The sequence below is a fragment of the Mycobacterium sp. genome (genome assembly GCF_035499775.1).
Classification (GTDB): domain Bacteria; phylum Actinomycetota; class Actinomycetes; order Mycobacteriales; family Mycobacteriaceae; genus Mycobacterium.
The window spans coordinates 15968-35404 of sequence record NZ_DATJYB010000467.1 but is presented as its reverse complement, the minus strand read 5'-3'; the positions used below and the strand labels follow the sequence as shown (position 1 = coordinate 35404).

18 protein-coding genes and 1 tRNA gene are annotated in these 19437 nt (G+C 66.7%); 7 read left to right on the top strand and 12 right to left on the bottom strand.

The window, feature by feature from the left end; genetic code table 11:
* The 4 genes from eccCa to VML93_RS29000 all read right to left on the bottom strand — a co-directional run.
* A partial coding sequence (gene eccCa, locus VML93_RS29015) for a type VII secretion protein EccCa (protein WP_325615760.1) occupies positions 1–3515 on the bottom strand: 3515 nt, incomplete at its 3' end.
* 2 nt (positions 3516–3517) lie between these two features.
* Entirely contained in the window at positions 3518–5014 is a 1497-nt protein-coding gene (gene eccB, locus VML93_RS29010; RefSeq protein ID WP_325615758.1) for a type VII secretion protein EccB, read from the bottom strand.
* 54 nt (positions 5015–5068) lie between these two features.
* Positions 5069–5395, bottom strand: coding sequence for a DUF2710 family protein (locus VML93_RS29005; protein ID WP_325615755.1), 327 nt, complete (start codon positions 5393–5395; stop codon positions 5069–5071).
* A 52-nt stretch (positions 5396–5447) separates the two neighbouring features.
* Entirely contained in the window at positions 5448–7280 is a 1833-nt protein-coding gene (locus VML93_RS29000) for a DUF5631 domain-containing protein (protein ID WP_325615753.1), read from the bottom strand.
* 82 nt (positions 7281–7362) lie between these two features.
* On the opposite strand from VML93_RS29000, the gene VML93_RS28995 reads away from it, so the two are divergent.
* Positions 7363–7506, top strand: a complete 144-nt coding sequence (locus tag VML93_RS28995; protein WP_325615751.1) for a hypothetical protein — start codon at positions 7363–7365, stop codon at positions 7504–7506.
* Between the two features lie 4 nt (positions 7507–7510).
* On the opposite strand, the gene VML93_RS28990 is transcribed toward VML93_RS28995, so the two are convergent.
* The 6 genes from VML93_RS28990 to VML93_RS28965 all read right to left on the bottom strand — a co-directional run bounded on the left by VML93_RS28990 (position 7511) and on the right by VML93_RS28965 (position 11666).
* Positions 7511–7816 carry a DUF2694 family protein gene (locus VML93_RS28990; RefSeq protein ID WP_325615749.1) on the bottom strand — a complete coding sequence of 102 codons (306 nt, stop codon included), beginning with the start codon at positions 7814–7816 and terminating at the stop codon, positions 7511–7513.
* On the bottom strand, positions 7813–8130 hold the full coding sequence (locus VML93_RS28985; RefSeq protein ID WP_325615747.1) for an ESX-1 secretion-associated protein: 318 nt from the start codon (positions 8128–8130) through the stop codon (positions 7813–7815). The genes VML93_RS28990 and VML93_RS28985 overlap by 4 nt, the downstream gene beginning before the upstream one ends.
* 45 nt (positions 8131–8175) lie before the next feature.
* Positions 8176–9609 carry a DUF4226 domain-containing protein gene (locus VML93_RS28980; RefSeq protein WP_325615745.1) on the bottom strand — a complete coding sequence of 478 codons (1434 nt, stop codon included), beginning with the start codon at positions 9607–9609 and terminating at the stop codon, positions 8176–8178.
* Between the two features lie 111 nt (positions 9610–9720).
* Entirely contained in the window at positions 9721–10086 is a 366-nt protein-coding gene (locus VML93_RS28975; RefSeq protein ID WP_325615743.1) for a DUF4226 domain-containing protein, read from the bottom strand.
* Between the two features lie 25 nt (positions 10087–10111).
* Positions 10112–10915: a C40 family peptidase gene (locus VML93_RS28970; RefSeq protein ID WP_325615741.1), complete on the bottom strand. Its 804-nt coding sequence runs from the start codon at positions 10913–10915 to the stop codon at positions 10112–10114.
* Complete coding sequence (locus tag VML93_RS28965) at positions 10908–11666, bottom strand: helix-turn-helix domain-containing protein (protein WP_325615739.1); 759 nt, start codon at positions 11664–11666, stop codon at positions 10908–10910. The genes VML93_RS28970 and VML93_RS28965 overlap by 8 nt, the downstream gene beginning before the upstream one ends.
* Before the next feature lie 142 nt (positions 11667–11808).
* On the opposite strand from VML93_RS28965, the gene VML93_RS28960 reads away from it, so the two are divergent.
* The 5 genes from VML93_RS28960 to VML93_RS28940 all read left to right on the top strand — a co-directional run bounded on the left by VML93_RS28960 (position 11809) and on the right by VML93_RS28940 (position 15846).
* The gene (locus tag VML93_RS28960) at positions 11809–12225 is read left to right on the top strand and encodes a WhiB family transcriptional regulator (protein ID WP_325615737.1); all 417 of its coding nucleotides are present in this window, start codon (positions 11809–11811) and stop codon (positions 12223–12225) included.
* A 340-nt stretch (positions 12226–12565) separates the two neighbouring features.
* The gene (locus VML93_RS28955) at positions 12566–13948 is read left to right on the top strand and encodes an acyl-CoA dehydrogenase family protein (RefSeq protein WP_325615735.1); all 1383 of its coding nucleotides are present in this window, start codon (positions 12566–12568) and stop codon (positions 13946–13948) included.
* 17 nt (positions 13949–13965) lie between these two features.
* Positions 13966–14937 (top strand): pirin family protein, encoded by a 972-nt coding sequence (locus VML93_RS28950; RefSeq protein WP_325615733.1) that lies wholly within the window; start codon positions 13966–13968, stop codon positions 14935–14937.
* 13 nt (positions 14938–14950) lie between these two features.
* Positions 14951–15286, top strand: a complete 336-nt coding sequence (locus VML93_RS28945) for a GNAT family N-acetyltransferase (protein WP_325615731.1) — start codon at positions 14951–14953, stop codon at positions 15284–15286.
* On the top strand, positions 15283–15846 hold the full coding sequence (locus VML93_RS28940; RefSeq protein WP_325615729.1) for a TIGR03086 family metal-binding protein: 564 nt from the start codon (positions 15283–15285) through the stop codon (positions 15844–15846). Before VML93_RS28945 ends, VML93_RS28940 begins: the two co-directional genes overlap by 4 nt.
* 1 nt (position 15847) lies before the next feature.
* Here the strand turns inward: VML93_RS28940 and VML93_RS28935 are convergent, their stop codons facing one another.
* Both VML93_RS28935 and VML93_RS28930 read right to left on the bottom strand, forming a co-directional pair.
* On the bottom strand, positions 15848–17155 hold the full coding sequence (locus tag VML93_RS28935) for an ammonium transporter (protein ID WP_325615727.1): 1308 nt from the start codon (positions 17153–17155) through the stop codon (positions 15848–15850).
* Between the two features lie 220 nt (positions 17156–17375).
* Positions 17376–17458 (bottom strand) — tRNA-Leu (locus VML93_RS28930).
* Between the two features lie 260 nt (positions 17459–17718).
* Here VML93_RS28930 and VML93_RS28925 point away from each other — a divergent pair.
* Entirely contained in the window at positions 17719–19419 is a 1701-nt protein-coding gene (locus VML93_RS28925) for a DUF3662 and FHA domain-containing protein (RefSeq protein ID WP_325615725.1), read from the top strand.
* The last annotated feature ends 18 nt before the right edge of the window (positions 19420–19437 follow it).

Genomic DNA, 19437 nt, shown 5'->3' with positions numbered 1-19437 from the left:
GCGATCGCCTGCCCGAGGGCAGCCAGCGTCGTGGTCTTCCCGCACAGCTGGCGGCCCACGACGAGTAGGTTGGGCACCATCCGGGTGGCCAGCGCCACCGGCTGCAGCGCGCTTTCGCCGATCGCGAACGGGATATTCATTGGATCGGCGGCGTCGGCGGCGCCTGCGAAAGCGGCGATGACCTGGTTGAGCTCGATCCGCTCGGGCAGTCGTGCCAGCCGCTCCAGCCGGTCGGCACCGGTCAGGTTGGCGATCAGCGGGCCGATCTCGCGGGTGGGCACCCGTCCAGCAGTGGCCGCGGCGATCTCGGGCACCCCGACCAGCAGCTCGTAGCCATCCCGGGTGACCCCGAACCCCGGCCTGTCCAGCGTGTTGCGGGCCGCCTTTCTGCGCTCGAAGCCCTCGCCCATCTGCGTCTCGTCGGGATTGCTCAGCCGCAATTGAATGCGCGCATTCGACACGTTGACCAGCTGTTGCTTTTGGCCCACCAACCACGCCGTGGCGCTGGTCATGACATGCACCCCGTATGACAGGCCCTGGCGGGCGATCGCGATCAGCCGGTCTCCCGTCATGGCGTCCTTCTCGTAGAGGTCGCTGAAGTTGTCGACGACGAGGAAGACGTCGCCGAATTTGTCGTCCGGATCGGTGGGGCCGCCGCCGTCCATGCCGAACCGCCGGTCCCGGAATTCGGCGATGTCGACCTGGTAGCGCTTGAACGACGCCTCGCGGCCGAGGATCAGGCCCTCCATCGAGGCGATCGTCCGCGACACCCCCTCGCTGTCCGTCTGGCTCACCACGGACGCCACGTGCGGCAGCTCTTCGACCGGGTACAGCGACGCCCCGATGCAGAAGAACGTGACCCGCTCGGGCCGGTACATCAACGCCGCCGAGGCCATCAGGGTCATCAACGTGGTGGACTTGCCGCGCTGAGCGGTCGCGACCACCATGATGTTGTCCATCTCGGCGTCGATGGCGTGTACCCGCTGCGCGTGCTCGTCTGGAATGTCCACAATTCCAACGGGAAACACCAGCCCGGGGTTCTCTCCGTAGTCGACGTCCCATGGCCTGCCGCGCCAGCGCGCCACCAGCATGTCCACCGGCTCGCTGACTTCTAAAGGCGGCAGCCAGATCTGGTGCGGCGGCCGCGCAGGGTGGCTGACGAGCGACTCCCGGACGACGTCTACCAGCTTCTTCTTCCGGAATCCGTCGGAATGGAACAGAAACTCGTCGGGCTCCTCGGGTTCATCGGCGACCGCCAGCGCCGCGCTGTCGGATTCACTGAGCGGCTGGTACGCCCAGGTGTAGGAACGCGGTTGGGAAAAGCTCACCGCCACAGTCTTGTTCAAGTTCATGACACGTTTGGGCACCACGAAAGGAGCGGACACGTAGAAGCACCGGAATTGCTCGAGGTCGCGCGGCCCGACTTTGAGCAACGCGTACCCGTTCTCTTTCGACGGAAGGTGCAGTGCCGAGTCGCTGCCGATCACATCGCGCGAATCCTCGGCGGTTTCGGCGCGCAGCGCGACCCGGAAAGCGATGTTGCTCTTGACCTTACTCAGCGAAGAGAGGTCCAACCGCTGGCCACCGAGAGTGAAGAAGACGTTGCAGCCGCGGCCCTCCTGCCCGATGTGAATGACGAGATCGATCCACTCCGGATGATGAATGAACAACTCGAGGTACTCATCGATGATCACCAGCAGGATCGGTACCGGCTCCAGATCCCTTCCGGCGAGCCGCATCTCCTCATATTCGTTGGCGTCACGCGCCCCGGCGTCCTTGAAAAGCCGATAGCGCCTGGCTATTTCACCGTTGATCGCCTTGCGCATCCGCTCGGCCAGATGGCGATCATCCTTGCCCAGGTTGGACAACGAACCGGCGACGTGCGGAAAGCCCTGCAGATCCTGTGCGGCCGACTCGAACTTCATGTCGACGAAGATCACGATGAACGTCTCCGGCGAGTGTGTCAGCGCGATCCCGCTGCACAACGACAGGAAATACTCCGACTTGCCCGAACCGGACGTTCCGATCACTACCGAATGGAAGCCGTATCCGCCGAAGTCCTTGGCGCGCAGAATGACATACTGCAGCTCGCCACCCTGCCTGACACCGACGGGCACCATCGCCCATTTGTGGTCACCGCGTCCGCGGCTATCGGCCCAGAGTCTGTCGACGTCCAGTTCGCGAGGATCGCTGATCCCCAGCGCCCGCAGTAGTTCACCGCCCTGACTGTCGGTCTCGGACAAATCTCCCGCACTCATCGGCGACCATCGCGCCAGCGCCCGCGCGTACCGGTTGGCCGTGCTCTCGGCGAGCATATCCGCTGCGGCATAGAATGTTTCGCGATGCGTGAGCCGACCTTCGCGCAGCGCAAAGCGCTGGTTCGCATCGAATCCGACGCCGACACCGGCCCGGGTCGCCAACCGCAGCACCGTGATGCCGACCATTCCTTTCTGCCCGGTCACGCCCTCCCATTGCTCGGGCGTACCCACGTTGTCGTCGACGATCACCCAGTGCGGACCCAGTGTCGGGCCGCTGATCGACTCCACCGGCGACGGCATGGACGTCGGGCTACTCCCGGCCGGTGGCGTCCACGGTCCACGGCCCTTGCGATGCAACTCGGCGTCGAGGGCTTCCTCCAACTCTGTCGGAGACGCAAACACCAACCGCCGCAACCCACATGCGTCGAACATCTCGTCGTGCTGATTGTGCGGTAGCCACACCAGCCACGACCACGACTCGGGGTGACGAGTTACCACGATCAGCTTGAGATCGTTGGGGCTGTGGTAGACGGCCAGCGAGCACAGCACGGACCGCAGGTGGCTGTGCAGCTCGCTGAGTTCGTCGCTGAGGAAGCTGAATCCGGGACTTGACCGCAGACTCAGCACCTTGCCGATCCCGCGAATCTTGCTCTGCTCGAGAATGAAATCCCTTAGCGCACCCCCGGTTACCGGTTCGAGCTCTTCGCCGACCGGAACGTCGGGCCATTGCAGCGAAACCGCGGATTCGTTAGCCTGCTGCACGCCGATCCCCATTCGGACATCGAGAAAATCGGGGTCGTTCGGGCGCCGCTCCCACATCCGCGGACCACCGATGACGGTGTCCAGCCGCTGCGGATCGGCGTGCACGAACAGCTGGCTGCGGCGTTGCTCGTGGGCGGCGCGCTGCACTTCGTCGCGATCCTCGTCGAGCTGGCGCAGGTAGCTGCGACGCTGCTTTTCCTGTTCCCCCCAACTGATTCGGCGTGCGCGCCCGAAGCGTCCGCTGAACATGAGCGTGCCGAACCCGACCAGGCCGATCATCGGGAAGAAGCCGGACTGCAGCGATCGGATCCCCGATGCGTACATCACCACCAGCGTGCCGATGATCCCCACCAGCAGCGCCGGAAGCGCGATCATCAACAGGATGTTGCGCGGTTCGCGTTCGGGCAGCGCCAGCGGCGCGCCGACCGCGATGCGCACTGGCGGAACGCTCGGCGCGGGCTTTCGGGCAGCGCGGACGAAGCCTCGTTTGGACATGCCTAACCCCCGGCCGTCTGCTCGTTGGGCTCGGGAATGGGTGCCACCATCCCGCCGGCGGGGAGCGCGTCGCGGGCCACCAGGGCGGCGTCACGGCTGATCGCCGGTCCGGGCGCAAAGGTGCGAACGATCGGCCAGGGTGCCTGCACCGCGAAGCGTGGATCTATCCCCAATGCCTGCAGGGTACGCTGATCCGCTTGGATCCCATACCGAACCCCTTGCGGCGAAAGCCAATACAAGCTCTCTCGGCTGCCGGCCGCGACAACACCGCTCGTCGTCGCGACAAGGTTCGCCGCGCCCGGCAGCACCAGCGTCTGATTGGCCTCCACCGAATCGCGGTCGCGGTCGTCGCGGACCAAGTGCACCAAGTGCGAATCCATGCCGATCGGCACCGGGAGACCGCGCCCGCTGAAGATCGTGATTCGGGCCTGCGGGTCGCTGGATTGCTTCTCCCATCCGACGCACGTCACCGGATTCGCCGATGTGTCAACGAAATCCAGCTTTCCGGACGGGTAGTAGTCGACGTTGAGAACGTCCACTTCCGGAATGTGGATCAATTTGTCCGGAGCAACCAGGGTCGGCGTGCTCGAACCATGCGAGTCCCCGGTGCGCAGCAGGTCTGCGACAAAGCTGGTGATCTTCTGCACGCCACCGGGCAGCAGCGCATAGAAACCGTTGACGGCTCCGTTCGCGTCACGGGTTTCCAGGACACTGCCCACCGTGGCGCCGGGCAACCACTGCGAGGGTGTTCCGGCATCCGGAATCACCGGTAACACAAGGGGTTCCGTCGACGGCATGGCATCGAAGAGGGCGTTGGAGATTTCGATCGGATAAGTCACCCCGGGATCGAGCCCCAGATTGAACGTCACCGATCGCTCTGTTGGTTCGATGCGCGACCGTTGCCCTCGCCAGATCACGTAGGTCGCGCCGTTGTGGGTCGCCAGGACGGCCTGCGTGGAGCCCATCCCGGTGGCCCGGCCGAACGGCGCGAGCTGGCCCGCGATGGATGTCACCACCGGGGCCGTACCGCTGCCGCGGATGGCCGCCGTGTCACAGACCGACCACGCCGACACGGCGCTCGACGCGATCGGCAGGCTGTCCGGCGCACCGGGGATGCCGATCGTGGGGCCGGTCGGGTATTTGGCGATCTCGCTGGGCTTGACCCAAGCGGGGGAGGCGGCATTACCGACCGCTAGCCGAGCCGAGGTCAGGTTAAGCGCGGGGTAGAGACGCCCGTTGATCTTCGCGTAGACCGCGCCGGTGTCGCGGTCGCCGATGATCGCCGATTCGCCGATCAATCCGGCGGGCTTCATGACATGGAGTAACGCCATCCACCCCACGCCGATGAGCACCAGCACGATCGACAATGCGACCGCCGCTTGCTGTTTGCGGTCGTCGTGCTTCATCCGCACCGAGAACCTGGTGATCGCGGCCCGCAAACGCCGGTTGTAGAACAGGTGCCCCGAATTCTGGTCCCGGTTGGACAGATTGAGTGGCACGTCATTCTCCTTTCGGCCGTCGCTGCTTGTGCCGCTGCCGCATCGACACCGACGTCAGCGCAACTGGCCGCCGTACCTTGCCTGGTTCTCGGCCTCTGCCTCTTCGCGCAACGCTGCGATCGCGAGGTTCAACCTGTCGGTCAATTCCCCATGTGCATAACCGGTCATGACGTCCGGATGCAATGTCAACTGGAGCAACCGGCCGTCGGAGTTCGCGACGGCGTGAATATCACCCAGGTCGACGCTGTATGTGACGGTCTCGGCCTGGGCGAGAAGGGCTTCCCACTTGTCAGCCGCCTCGCTCAGTTCACGCAGAACTGATTCGACGAGATCTCTGTCCCTCGAGTCACTGAGCTCGCTGCGACGGTCCGACCCCGACACGTTGACAGTATGTCGACCCCTCCCACCAGCGTCAATTCATGGTCTGGAGGTCTCACCGCCACGATTTGGTCGCCCACTGGCTGGCCGGTGGCGCGTTGAGTTTCTGGAACCAGGACAGGTGATAATTCGCGGAAATCGGGTCGCCGGTGACGATCCCTTCGGTGGCCGCCAACAACTGACTATTCAGCAAGAGCGCCGGATCGACATCCGGATACTGGGCCAGCAGTTGGTGGCATGCGGTATCGAGATGCACACGCAGCAGATCGACCTCGTCGTCGACGACGCCGGTTCCGGCTGCCGCGGCTTTCGCCAATGTGTGCACCATCCGTGGCAGTCCGTCGCGCCAATGCGTGGCCTGGCCCAGCTCCCATCCCAGGTCATCCACGGTTGGCAGCTCGCGGGGCTGCACCGAGGCTCCGGTCTCGGCGACTTCCGTCGACCAGTCCAGGGAATCGCCGGGAGCGTAGGTCAACACGCGCGTCGTCTCGCCAAGCAAGACGGAGACTTTGCCGGCGCGACGTTCCGGGCCCAGCAACTGCACGCCTTCCGGCAGGGCGATGCCCGGAGGTATCCACCCGTGCGCGAGGTCGGTGACCAGCACCGTCCTGCCGTCTGCGTAGTCGCCGACGGCCCAGTTCAGCCTTGGTTCTTGGCGGACCACGAATGCAAGGAGCCGCTGCAAACGTTTGCTGTCGGGTTCGGCGGTGCGGCTGGCCTCTGGGGCCTGATAAACCTGCTGAGGCTGAGGCTGAGGCTGATGCTGCGGCTCGGGGAGTGGGGCGGGGATTTGGTAGCCGGGATCTGGGCTTGGCGCCGCTGGCGGCTCGGGCTCGTCGTCATCAACCGGCAGCCCGACCGGCGGGCCCGCGTTCGGCAACGGCTCAGCGGGCGGCGCGGACACTTGAAAGCCCGGATCTGGTGTCAGAGCCACGGGCGGGTCGGGCTCGTCGTCATCAACCGGCAGCCCGACCGGCGGACCCGCGCTCGGCAACGGCTCAGCGGGCGGCGCGGACACTTGAAAGCCCGGATCTGGTGTCAGAGCCACGGGCGGGTCGGGCAGGTAGCTATCGGCCACCACCGCATCGCGCAAAGTGGTGCTCTCCGGCGGCTCGGGCTGGTAGTCGACGACCGGCGGACCCGCGTTCGGCAACGGCTCAGCGGGCGGGGCCGGGATTTCCGGGCCCGGATCTGCTATCGGCTCGGGCTCGCCGTCATCAACCGGCAGCCCGACCGGCGGGCCCGCGCTGGGCAACGGCTCAGCCGGCGGGGCGGCGATCTCCGGGCCCGGATCTGGACTTGGAGCCGCTGGCGGCTCGGGCGGGGCGCTGTCGAGCGGCAGCGCGTCCGGGCGGCCCACGCTCGGCAACGGCTCAGGCTCAGCCGCGCTCTCCAAGATCTCAGGCACGTCACTCTCGGCTGGCGCGGCCGGTGGTTCGTCATCCGTGACTGCGGGTATGACCTGTGTCTTGTCGATGTCTGTACCGGCGAGATCCTGTGCAGCAGGCGGGCTCGTGGGCCGGGCGGGTGACGCGGCCCGCAACGTCTCCAGCTGGCGAAGTGTCGACTCGACTCGTTGCACGGCGCGGGCGCGGGCTTGCTCGATCACTCGCGCCTCTTCTGCTTGCCGAGCCGGATCGGTCATCCCCGCGCGCCTGATGATCTTCACCTGGTCGTTGGTGCTGCTGGCGATCCGCTGCAGGTCGTCCCTGAGATAGTCTGCGACCGTTGCGGTTTCGTCGGTGATCGTCGACAGCTCAGCAGGCCACAGCCCACCTATCACCCAGGGGGTGCAATCGATGGGAGAGCTGAATGCCGGAATCGTCAGGGATTCCTGCGCCGCTCTCCGGAGGCGCTGGCGCGCCGTCATCCGACCGAAGATCGCCACCGGCCAAGCGTACCGGTATCCCGGGGGCGACTTCTGCAGCCGGTGAATTGTATGGCCGCTACGGCGTGGGTAGCGTGGGCACATGGCTGATTCTGCGCTGCAGCAGCAACTCGATGAAGTGCGCGCGCTGCTCGGCCGTGCGCGAGAGTTGTTCGGCGCCAATCCGATCGAGCCACCTGTCGATATCGCTCCCGATCCCGACGCCGCCAAGACCTGGTTGCTGTAGACCGTCAGCTGTCACGACGGCGCAATTGATGCGCTAACAGCCTCTCAATCGCCGCATCGAGATCCTGGGGCGTCGGAACCTCCGCCGACGGAGTGTGCCCGGTCGCCACGATCTCGTCCCGGACTTCCAATAGTGCTTTGAGGCACGACACGTCCGCCGTCAGCAAGATGCCCTGCGCCAGGGACGCAGCGTCCGTGTCCATCGCCTCGGCGGTAAGCGCGACGCTGTGCATGTACCCGCCGCGACAGGAGCGGACCAGGATGTGTCCACTCGGGTGAACGGTGTCGAAGGCCGGATTGGCGTCGGTCATCGACCGCCGTCGGCGATGCTGCCGAGGTTGCGCGCCGCCTCGTGCTCGTGCTGCTCCCACGCGGCCGCCGAGATCCTCAGGTTGCGCGCCAGGTCGGCATGGTCATCGGCTTGTTGCTGGTAGCACTGTCGTCTGAGCTCGAGCAGGTCGCGTCCGGCATCGCGCAGCTCGCCGAAAATCGGCCCGAGTGAGTCCAGACTCTCCTGGATCGCGGCGTGCGACGACGGGACGGACCGCAGCTGGTCGGAGATCTGCTCGTGATGAGCGGCCGCTTCACGTAAGTGCGCGGGCACTACATGGATTTTGTCTGCCATCCGCTGTCTCCTTATCGTGCGCCGGCGGCGAGGCCGGCGGGCTCACTATTGTGACGTAGTCCAGCCGACCGATACGGCCGCTGGTCGGGTGGGTGCCGGTGTTTCGCGCGGCGGCGGCGCTGCCCCCGGCGCCTGAGCGGCCGGCGTCGGCGGATGCTCCCAGCCTAAAAAGCTGGGGCCGCTCACGGTGGAAATGTGCTGAATCTGGCCGTCCAGAATGGCCTTGCTGTGGCCGAGGGCAAGCGCGTGACGATCGGTGAACATACCGATATCTCCCGGTGCCACCCGCGCCGCCTCGATTGGGTGAACAACCGGCGTCCCAGCCGCGGGAATCGTAATTCCCTGCTGGCGGAAGGCATCTGGGATCGGCGCTCCGGCGGCCGCGGCCTTGATGGCCGCCGCCAGTTGCGGGCTGGCAGCCGTGACCGTTTCGCCGTCGGGCAGCGTCACGGTTGTCGGACCCGCCGGCGATGATTCCGGCCTTTCCGACGACGAATCCTTGTGCTCGTCGTCCTTGTCGCCGGCGTCGTCCGCCACCGCGTGCTCGTCCGGATCGCGGTCGTCGGATGTCAGGCGCCGTTCGTCGTCGAGACCTCTCAGCGCCGGCTCGCGTCCGCTGCCGTCGAACCCGCCGGCGAGCGGGAGCCCACCCGGCAGCGTGCCGGCGCCCAGCGCCGGCGTTCCACCCAGGTTGGGAATGCTTGGCATTGTGGCCATCACCGGCGGCGTGCCCGGCGCCGCGCGGGCGGCTGGCACTCCCTGTGGTGACGACTCCCCGGCCGGCGGGCCAGGATCGTCAGCCGGCAGCGAATCCAGGTACGGATCCCACGCGGCTTCGGCCGGCGGTGGTTGATTCACGCCACGCGCGGGTGCAGGCGCAGCGACGCCGCCGGCGGCAGCGGGCCGGTCTTCGCCGGGACCACCCTTGGACGCGTTGTACAGCGATGTCCACGCCGCCATCAGCGCTGACTTCGACGTGTCGTCAAGACTCGTGTCCGCGACTACCGCGCGGATGTCCCTGAGCTTGCCGATCAGAAACCGCTGGAAGTCACGCGCCCCTGCGGGGGTGTCGAGATCCGATCGCGCTCGTACCGCGGCTTCGGTTTCTTGCTGCAACTTGGTCAGCGCCTCCCTGCCGTCGACCGCCTTCAGGTGCGCGTTCAGTATCGCCGATACCACTTGCAGATCGAGTTGCGAAGTCGCCGTATTCTGGTGTGCCAGAGCGGATTCGGCCCGCGCTATGGCTTCGGCAGCGTCGCCCTGTTGGGGATCGGGCCCGCCCGCCGCCGGCGGGTTGAACAGGTCCGGGTGTTGCTGACGAATTTTGCGCAGAATGGAGTCCAGCTGTTCCTGACTCGTCGTGAGGGTTACGACAGCCGCCGCCTCATCCGGCGTTAGCCCCGCCCGCCACGCATCCGGGTCAGCCGTGGCCTCCCGGATGCGTTTCAGCGCGTCGCCCAGATCTTGATACGTCGACATCGGCTAGGCAAACCGCTCCATGTGGGGTGACAGTACGCAGCAGGCTTACGGGCGACAATTCACTACCGATAGATGGCGGCGAGGAGTGCGTCGAAAAAGCTCGCGAGCCGGCTAAGGCTGTCGCGCGGCTGTGTACGTCTCTCGCAGCCCGGCCAATACCACGCTTTTCTCGTGAGCCAGTTCGTGAGCATGCGCGACGACCGTGGCGATCTCGCGTTGTTTGGCGACGAGAAATCTCTGGAACTCACGCGCGCCCATCGGGGTGTCGACGGCGGAGCCTGCCTGCTCCGACACCGCGCGGTCTATCTCGGCCGCGATGGCGTCGAGTCGGCTGGCACTGTCGCACATCTCGGCATGAGCGCTGGCGAGCACCTCCTGCAGCACCCGGTCGGCGCCGCCGACCGCAGTGTGCCGGTCGGCCAGCGCCGCCTGTTGCGCCTGAATGGCAGCCGCCGAAGGTCCGGTTTGCTCTGCCATGGGTTCACCCTCCTCAAACCGGCCCTCAGACCGGGCGCCGTATCTGCACGTGGCTGCCCAACCGGCTGATGCGTACCGACGCGCCCGAGTAGGGCGCTTCAACAACCAGGTTGTTGCCGATCGCCAGCTGCACGTGTCCCGCATGCGGAAAGACCAGATCGCCCGGCCGCACCTGTGAGCGCGGCACCGGGATCCCATCATTGATCTGCGCATAGGTTGTGCGATCCAAGTGGATACCTGCCTGCGCGTAGGCCCATTGCACCAAGCCGGAGCAGTCGAACTGGTTAGGCCCGGTCGCACCCCAGACGTACGGCCGGCCCAGTCGTGAGAGTGCGGCGCGTACCGCGATTCCGGCGCGTCCGTTCCGGGCGCCGCGATGGTGCGACAGCCGGTAGCGCAGCGCCCGCAGCGCCGCCGCGTGACGTCGGGCCCGCCACCGCGCCGTCAGTACGTGTGCCCGTTGGGTACGCAGCCGCGCCACCTGACGCCGTATCGCCTCACGCTGTGCCATCGGCGTGCCCGCAGGAACGGCGGCGTCGACTCGAGCCTCGTCGAGCACGCTCTTAGTCAGGTCACGCGCCCGCATCCGATCCCGGTGCGCGTCAGCGAGGATCGCCGCGGCTGCGGCATCAGCTCGCGCCGCCGATCGCAGGGCTTCTCGGCTGCCGTCCACCCTGATCCGGTAGCGCCTTTGTCCCGCACCAACATTCAGCCCGGCGACTCGCTGCAGCAGCTCCGGATAATGCGCGGTACCCGCATCCACCGCCGCATGCCGAGCGCTGCCGGCGAATATCTGGTGAGCACGGCTCAGCTCGTCGATCTCACTCACTCGTGCCCTCCGCCTCGATAGCGTCGGCGAAGGCGCGGACACGGGGGAGTGCGCCGGGCGGGATGGCGCCCCGGTTGCGGATGTCCCACAGTTCGTCACCGCCGATGCCGAGCAGTGCCGCGATGATGGTTTCCGGCAAGGCTGACTCCGTGCACGCGCGATCGAACCGTGAACTCAAACTCGTCGGCATTCGCTTCAACAAGCCGCTGCGCGTCGCCTCGAGCTCCTGCAGATGCTCCATGAGCCGGCCGGTCGAATCGGCGCCTGCGTTCACCGCCACCCGCCAGGAGCTGGCCGCCAGCAACTCCGCCTTCACACAATGCGCGATCACAGAGAGAATATACGTCTCATATTCGTTTGATGTCGTCGCGGGCAATCGATCGATGACGGATCTGATGGTATCGAGCTGGGCCTCCGCGTAGCCCTCGAGCACTTCCGTGTCACTCCGGCGGTCGACCACGACGGCACCGCTGCGTCGTGCGGAGTATGGCTCGGGTGGCTGCGCGGCGAGCAGCCGGGCCAGCTCGGCATCGGGATCAGCCGCCACCAACAGCCGCGAATAGGTGCCCGGCGGCAATCCGAGCCCATTTTCTACCTTTTGAACTGTACTTTTATGCGGTTTGCGGGCGCCCCGCTCGAGAAAGCTCAGCCCCATGATGCTGACGCCAGTTGCGGCCGCCAGGTCCGCCAATGACCAATCGCGCGACTCGCGCAGTGCGCGAAGGGCCGCGCCAGCCGATTCACGGCTCATCGCACCCTCCGGCCACAGGCCGGATATTACACAAACTGCCGCGCCTCCCAAGGCATATACGTTATCGTCTCGTTTCCCTTGCGGAGCACGCAGCGTGCTGTATACGCTTCCGCATACGTTTCGCCTCGGACAAGGAGACAACATGGGACACCCCTGCGCGACCAACCCGGAACTTTGGTTCGGCTACCCGGACGACGACTGTGGTGACGGAGCGGCGAAGGCACGCGCTTACGAGCGCTCGGCCACCGAGGCGCGGATCCAATGCCTACGACGCTGCCCGCTGGCCCAGCAGCGGCTGTGCGCCGAACGCGCGATCAAGCATCGGGAGGAGTACGGCGTGTGGGCCGGCGTCAAACTTCCGGGCGGGCAGTACCGCAAACGTGAGCAGCTCGCCCGGGCCCATGACGTCCTGCGCCAGATCGCCACCGGCGAGATCAACGCCAGGGAGCTGCCCGAAAACGCGACGCTGCTGGCGCGCCGGGAACGCGATGCCGTCCCAGCGCCGGCGGTGGTGCTGCACCTTCCGGCCGCGCGAATTGGGCCACGTTCCGCGGCGTGATGAGTGGTGTTTCAGCCCAGGGCATTGGGTGTGAGCTTAGGGCGGAGAGGGGCGGCCGCGCCGACAGCTTCGCCGCAGGTCCGACCGCGTCGCCGAGCGTGCACTGGTTGCGGAAATCACGCGGATTTTCGCAGTGGTTGCACGTTCGGCGAGAACGAGAGGGACGGTCGCGGGCTGATTTCCGCCCCACCTGCACACCGAAAACCAAGGTTTCACACCCAATTGCGTCAAGACCCGTCTTTCAGCGAAAGCAGTTGCGCGGCAACGTCCCACCAGTCACTGCGCCGCCGAAAACCGGCGCGTCAGTTTGCTGACCCATCTGGCGGGGTACCGCGCCTGTATGACGTTCGACCTCACGCCGACGGCCGCACAACACGATCTGGCCCGGCGCGCACATGAGTTCTCCGAGTCCGTGATCCGCCCGGTCGCACTCGAGTACGACCAACGGCAGGAGTTTCCCTGGCCCGTGCTGGAGGAGGCCGCGCAGCGCGGCTTCTACAGCCCGTTGTTCTACCGCGACTTAATCGGCGATCCGACCGGCATCTCGTTACCGATGTTCATGGAGGAGCTCTTTTGGGGTTGCGCCGGAATCGGTTTGGCGATCGTCATGCCTGCCCTGGCGCTCTCGGCGATCGGGCAGGCCGCCTCGCCGGAGCAGATGTTGCAGTGGGCGCCCGAATGTTTCGGAACGCCGGGCGATCTCAAACTCGCCGCACTGGCGATCTCCGAACCCGAAGGCGGCAGCGACGTGCGCAATCTGCGCACTACCGCCCGCCGCGACGGGGACGACTGGATCATCGACGGACACAAAATGTGGATCGGCAACGGTGGGATCGCCAACGTCCACGTGGTCAACGCGGTGGTCGACCAGGAACTCGGCCACCGCGGCCAGGGACTGTTCGTGGTACCGGGCGGCGCGCCGGGACTGGGACTGCTACGCAAACTCGACAAGCTGGGCTGCCGGGCATCTCACACCGCCGAGTTGCGGTTCGACGGCGTCCGGGTACCGGGAGCCAACCTGCTTGGCGGACAAGAGAAGCTCGAGCACAAACTGGCCAAAGCCCGCGAGGCAGTTGCCGGTGGGCAGCGTTCCGGCTCGGCGACGCTGGGCACCTTCGAGCAAACGCGCCCGATGGTCGCCGCCCAGGCGATCGGGATTGCGCGCGCCGCACTGGAGTACGCGACGTCGTATGCCACCGAGCGGGAGGCGTTCGGCGGACCGATCATCGACAACCAGGGCATCGCGTTTCCGCTGGCGGACCTGGCAACCCAGATCGACGCCGCCCGGCTGCTGACGTGGCGGGCCTCCTGGATGGCGGCCAATGGTGTGCCCTTCGAGCGCGGGGAGGGCTCGATGTCCAAGCTCGCGGCCAGCGAGGTCGCCGTCAAGGCCACCGAACGCGCCATCCAGACCATGGGCGGCTGGGGCTACATCACCGACCACCCGGTGGAGAAGTGGTATCGGGATGCCAAGTTGTACACCATCTTTGAAGGAACCAGCGAGATTCAGCGGATGGTCATCGCCAACGCGCTGGGCGCCGCGGTGGACAGACCGCCGCTGCACGTCGTGCTCGAGCCGTCCGGGGGAGCGTTGAACCGGATCTTCGGTCGCGGCACCCCGCTGCGATCCCGTGCCGCCGATGCGGCGTTGTCGGTCCAGGACCGGGTTCCCGAGCCGGTCATGCGGCTGGTGATGAAGGTGCTGCGGCCGCCGGGCAGGTGAGGCGTAGCGTCGGGCACGTGAGCAACCTGGAGACCGCGCCGGCCGAACTCGCGTGCAGCGCGTCGCAGGCCGCCGGCATCGAGGTTCTGTACCCACGTGAGGTCCCGCTGGGCGGCCCGCGCGCGATGCGGGTACAACGCACGCTTCCGCAACGCCAACGCTCGCTGATCGGCGCATGGTGCTTCATCGACCACTACGGCCCCGCCTCGGCGAAGATGGATGTCCCGCCCCATCCGCACACCGGACTGCAAACTGCGAGTTGGTTGTTCAGTGGGGAAGTGGAGCACCGCGACAGCGGCGGAGTCCATGCGATGGTCCGGCCCGGCGAGCTCAATCTGATGACGGCGGGTGCGGGCATCTGTCACTCCGAAGTGTCGGTCGCCTCGGCTGCCGTCCTACACGGCGCGCAGTTGTGGGTGGCGCTGCCGGATTCCGCTCGCGACACGGGTCGCGACTTCGCCCACTATGCGCCCGCCCCGATTTCGCTGCCGGCTGCGTCGGCGCGAGTTTTTCTCGGCGAGCTGGCCGGCAGCCGTTCGCCGGTGCCGACATTTACTCCGCTGCTGGGCGCGCAGATCGATCTCGGCCCGCATGCTCAGCTGGACATCGACGTCGACCCCGCGTTCGAACACGGCGTGCTGTGCGATACGGGCGACGTGGAAATGTGTGGCACCATCCTGGCGGTCGCCGAACTCGGGTACCAAAGCCCGGGGAACTCGACGTTGCACCTGGGCAATACCGGGGACCGGCCGGCGCGGGTGCTGCTGCTGGGCGGCGCGCCGTTCGCCGAAGAACTGGTGATGTGGTGGAACTTCGTCGGTCGTAGCCACGACGACATCGTCGACTATCGCCAACTATGGGAGGACGCCGCCGAACGCTTCGGCGCCGTGACGGGCTACCGGGGTTCGGTAACCCGGCTGCCCGCCCCGCCGATGCCCACCACGCGGCTGCGGCCCCGACCGACACCGAACAGAAGGGAATCCGATTGACTAGGGAATCCGATTGACTACCGACAAGAGCGGCGCACCAACTGAGGTCCGCGCCGAGGACGGCAAGTACACCATCGCCGTGGAGGGCACGGACGTCGGCTTCGCCGAATTCGGCGATCGTGGCAATCAGCGCGTCTTCTACCACACCGAGATCGATCCCGCGTACGGCGGACGCGGCTTGGCGACCATCCTTGTCGAGACCGCGTTGAACGCCACCCGCGACGACGGCAAGCGCATCGTTCCGATGTGCTCCATGGTCGTCACGGTGCTCAAGAAGCATCCCGAATTCGACGACATCACCGACCCCATCACCGCCGAGATCGAAAAGTGGACACAAACCCTGCCGTGACCGACGCGGCCGCGTTGGCCGGCGGGGCGATGGGGTTGTTCATCGACGTGGTGGAGCAGATCCCGCCGGACGGCTGGGACCAACCGTCCAATCTCGAAGGCTGGAGCGTGCGCGACTTGGTAGGTCACGCCACCGGCAGCGCCGCCAAGATTGTGACGCTCGTCGAGGACGGCGACATCTGGACCGGACCCTCTAAGCCGTCAGACTGGATATGTGAGGATCCCGCGGCACGGCTTCGTGACCTGGCCTCCCGACTCTCAGACGCGCTGCCGGGCGCGGACCCGGACGCGATGCGGGTGTCGCCGCAGGGCGAGGTCGCTCTGCGGAGGGCACTGACCTTTCCGGTCGCGGACCTGGCCATGCACAGCTGGGACGTGCACCGTTCCCAGGGTCGGCTTATCGAGCTGCCCGAGGACCTGCTTTCGTTTTGCCGCGGGCTGGTCGACTCGCTGCCGGAGGACATGCTGCGGGGCCCGGGCGCCTTCGGGCCGGCCCAACCGGCGCCACCGGACTCGACACCGACCACCCGGCTCATGACCTATCTGGGGCGTTCGGTCTGACTCAGCGGTATTCGTCGTCACCCGGGCGCGTCGCAGCCCGATCGCCGAGGGGCGGGCGGCGCGGGGCTTGATGTCCGTACACGCCCTCCGGATAGGCCGTCTCGGCGTGCTGGGTGAGGTCGACGCCGCTCTTCTCGTCCGCGACGCTCACCCGGAAACCCATGAACCGGTCGATCAGCTTGGCCAGCCCGAAGCTCACCGCGAAGGCGTACAGCGCGACCACGAGCATCGCCAGGGATTGCTTGCCGAGTTGGCCCAGTCCACCGCCGTAGAAGAGTCCGGTCGGGCCGCTGGTCATGACCGCGGTGGCGAGCAGTCCGATCAGGGACACACCGACGACTCCTCCGACGAAGTGCACGCCGACGACGTCGAGCGAGTCGTCGTAGTTGAGCTTGAACTTCACCAAGATGGCGAACGCGCACACCACTCCCGCAGCCAGTCCGACGACGGCGGCGCCCAAGGCGTTCACGTACCCGCACGACGGCGTGATCGCCACCAGCCCGGCGACCACCCCCGAGGCGGCACCGAAGGTGGTCGGCTTGCCGTCGCGGAATTGCTCCACCGCAAGCCAGCCCAACATCCCCAGGCAGCCGGCAACCAGGGTGTTCAGGAAGATCGCGGACGCTAATCCGTTGGCGGCCAACGCCGAACCGGCGTTGAACCCGAACCAGCCGAACCACAGCAAACCGACACCGAGGAGCACGAACGGCAGGTTGTGCGGACGCATCGCGTCGACCTTGAAGCCGATTCGCGGACCGAGCACCAGCGCCAGCGCCAAAGCCGAAGAGCCCGAGACGATTTCGACCACGAGCCCACCGGCGTAGTCGAGCACGCCCATCTTGGACAGCCAACCGGTCGGCGCCCACACCCAGTGCGCGACAACGGCGTACACCGCCACCGACCACACCAACACGAACACCACCCAGGCCGCGAACTTGGCGCGGTCGGCGATGGCGCCGCTGACCAGAGCGGCGGTGACGATCGCGAAGGTCAACTGGAAGGTGGCGAACAGCAGTTCGGGAACGGGGGCCTGGGTGTGCAGGGTGTCCGGGCCTATGCCCGCCATTCCCGCATGGGCCAGTCCGCCGACGAAGCCGCCGAAACCGCCGTCGGAAAAGGCCACGCTGTACCCGACCAGTAGCCACGCCACCGTCACCAGCGGGATGGAGATGAAGCTCATCATGATCATGTTGAGCACGCCGGTGGTGCGCACCATGCCCCCGTAGAAAATCGCCAACCCGGGCGTCATCAGGAGCACGAGTGCGGTGCTGGCCAGCAGCCAGGCGGTGGCAGCGGGGTCGATCTTCAACTGTGCGGCTCCTTCGCTCGTCGTCGATGCGCGATTTTCACCTAGACGGTAGACGGCGGCGATGTTCGCGAAAGCGGCCGTCGTTGCCCGGACGCGCGAAACGCGGGGGCGACAGTTACCGCCGGCCGTTGCGGGTTAACAGAAACGCCGGGGATCTGACCGGTCGCGTCGTGCCGGCGACGACCCTATGCGCCGCAGCTCGTAGAACCGCTCAAAAATGTGGGCGAAGGGGGACTTGAACCCCCACGTCCCGAAGGACACTGGCACCTGAAGCCAGCGCGTCTGCCATTCCGCCACTCGCCCGAAACAACCGCAGGACCATACCACTGTAGTGGCCACTGTAGTTACAAGCCCCCCAATCGCTGGAGAAGGGCTTGCGGTCGGGCCAGCTGACCTGCCGGTTCCTAAAGGGACTGTGAACGACCGCGACACGATTCTCAGGATTCGCACGGTGCCGGATCCTCATACTGTCCCGATACCATGCTTGGGTGATCCGACACCCGGGCAAGCCGTTTGCCTTGCGCTGGCGATATGCCCGGATAAACGCGGGCGAACGCTGAGAAATGGGTAGCCAAAGGGGGCTGGCTCAGCGCATCGAGCGCAAGCTCGAGGCGACCCTAGGAGACGCATTTGCCCGGATGTTCGGTGGATCCATCGTGCCGCAAGAGGTCGAGGCCCTATTGCGCCGGGAAGCGGCCGACGGTGTCCAGCCGCTTCAGGGAAATCACCTTTTGGCGCCCAACGAATACATCATTACCCTCAGTGTGCACGACTTTGAGAAGGCGAGCGCCGACCCGGAGGTCACGACGCGCGCTTTCGCTAGGTTCTTGGCCGACTATATCCATGAACAGGGGTGGCAAACGTATGGTGAGGTGGTCGTCCGGTTCGAGGAGTCATCGAACCTGCATACCGGCCAGTTCCGCGCCCGCGGTGCTGTCAACCCCGACGTCGAGCCCCGCCCGACGCTCACCGATTCCGCCCGGCCACAATCAAATCACGCGATTGGCGCAGAACCAGGAGTACCACCAATGACTGACAATTCAGGCTACCGCGGGGGTCAGGGGCAAGGGCGGCCCGGCGACGAGTACTACGACGACCGCTACGGGCGGCCGCAAGACGACCCGCGCGGTGCGGATCCCCAGGGCGGACACGATCCCCGCGGCGGATACCCGCCGGAACAAGGTGGCTATCCACCCCAGCAGGGATACCCGCCGCCCCGCCATGAGCAGGGCGGCTACCCCGGCCAGGGCGGCGGCTACCAGGACCAGGGCGGCTACCCCGGCCAGGGGGGTTATCCCGGGCAGGGCGGCGGCTATCAGGACCAGGGCGGCTACCCGGGCCCAGGCGGCTACCCGGGCCAAGGCGGCTACCCGGACCAGGGCGGCTACCCCGGCCAGGGCGGCGGCTACCAGGACCAGGGCGGTTACCCGCCGGCACCGCCGTCCTATGAGCAGCGTCCGCCTGCGCCTGCCGGCTACGGCGGCCAAGGGTACGACCAGGGCTACCGCCAGGACGCGGGCGGCTACGCCCCACCGCAAGGCGGGGGGCAGCCCGGCTATGGCGGCGGCTACGGCGACTACGGGCGCGGACCGGGTCGACCGGACGAGGGCGGCTACGCTCCTCCGGCCCCGCAAGCCCCGCCCGACCAGCGTGCGGCTTACCCCGACCACGGCAGCGGGTACGACCAGGGTTACCAGCAGGGCGGCCCGGGCTACGGCCAGCAGGACTACGCACAGCAGGACTACGCACAGCAGGAGTACGGCCAGCAGGGCTACGGCCAGCAGCAGGACTACGAGCAAGACGCTTTCACCCGCTACGCCGAAGCTCCTCCCGGCGCGGGGTACGCCCCTACCGGAGGCGAGTACGGCGAGCCCGCCGGCCATGACTACGACTACGGGCAGCAAGCCGGCGGTGACTACGGCCAGCAGGCCGGCGGCTACGGCGGCTACGGGCAGGGCGGCGGCTACGGCGCTCCCGCCGCGGCGGTAACCCTGCAGCTGGACGACGGCAGCGGCCGGACGTACCAGCTGCGCGAGGGTTCCAACATCGTGGGTCGCGGACAGGACGCCCAGTTCCGGTTGCCCGACACCGGCGTGTCCCGCAGGCACCTGGAAATCCGCTGGGACGGACAACTCGCGCTGCTGTCCGACCTCAACTCCACTAACGGCACCACTGTGAACAACGCACCGGTGCAGGAGTGGCAGTTGGCCGATGGCGACGTGATCCGTCTGGGTCACTCCGAGATCATCGTCCGCATTCAGTAAGGCCGCCGGGGCATTGCT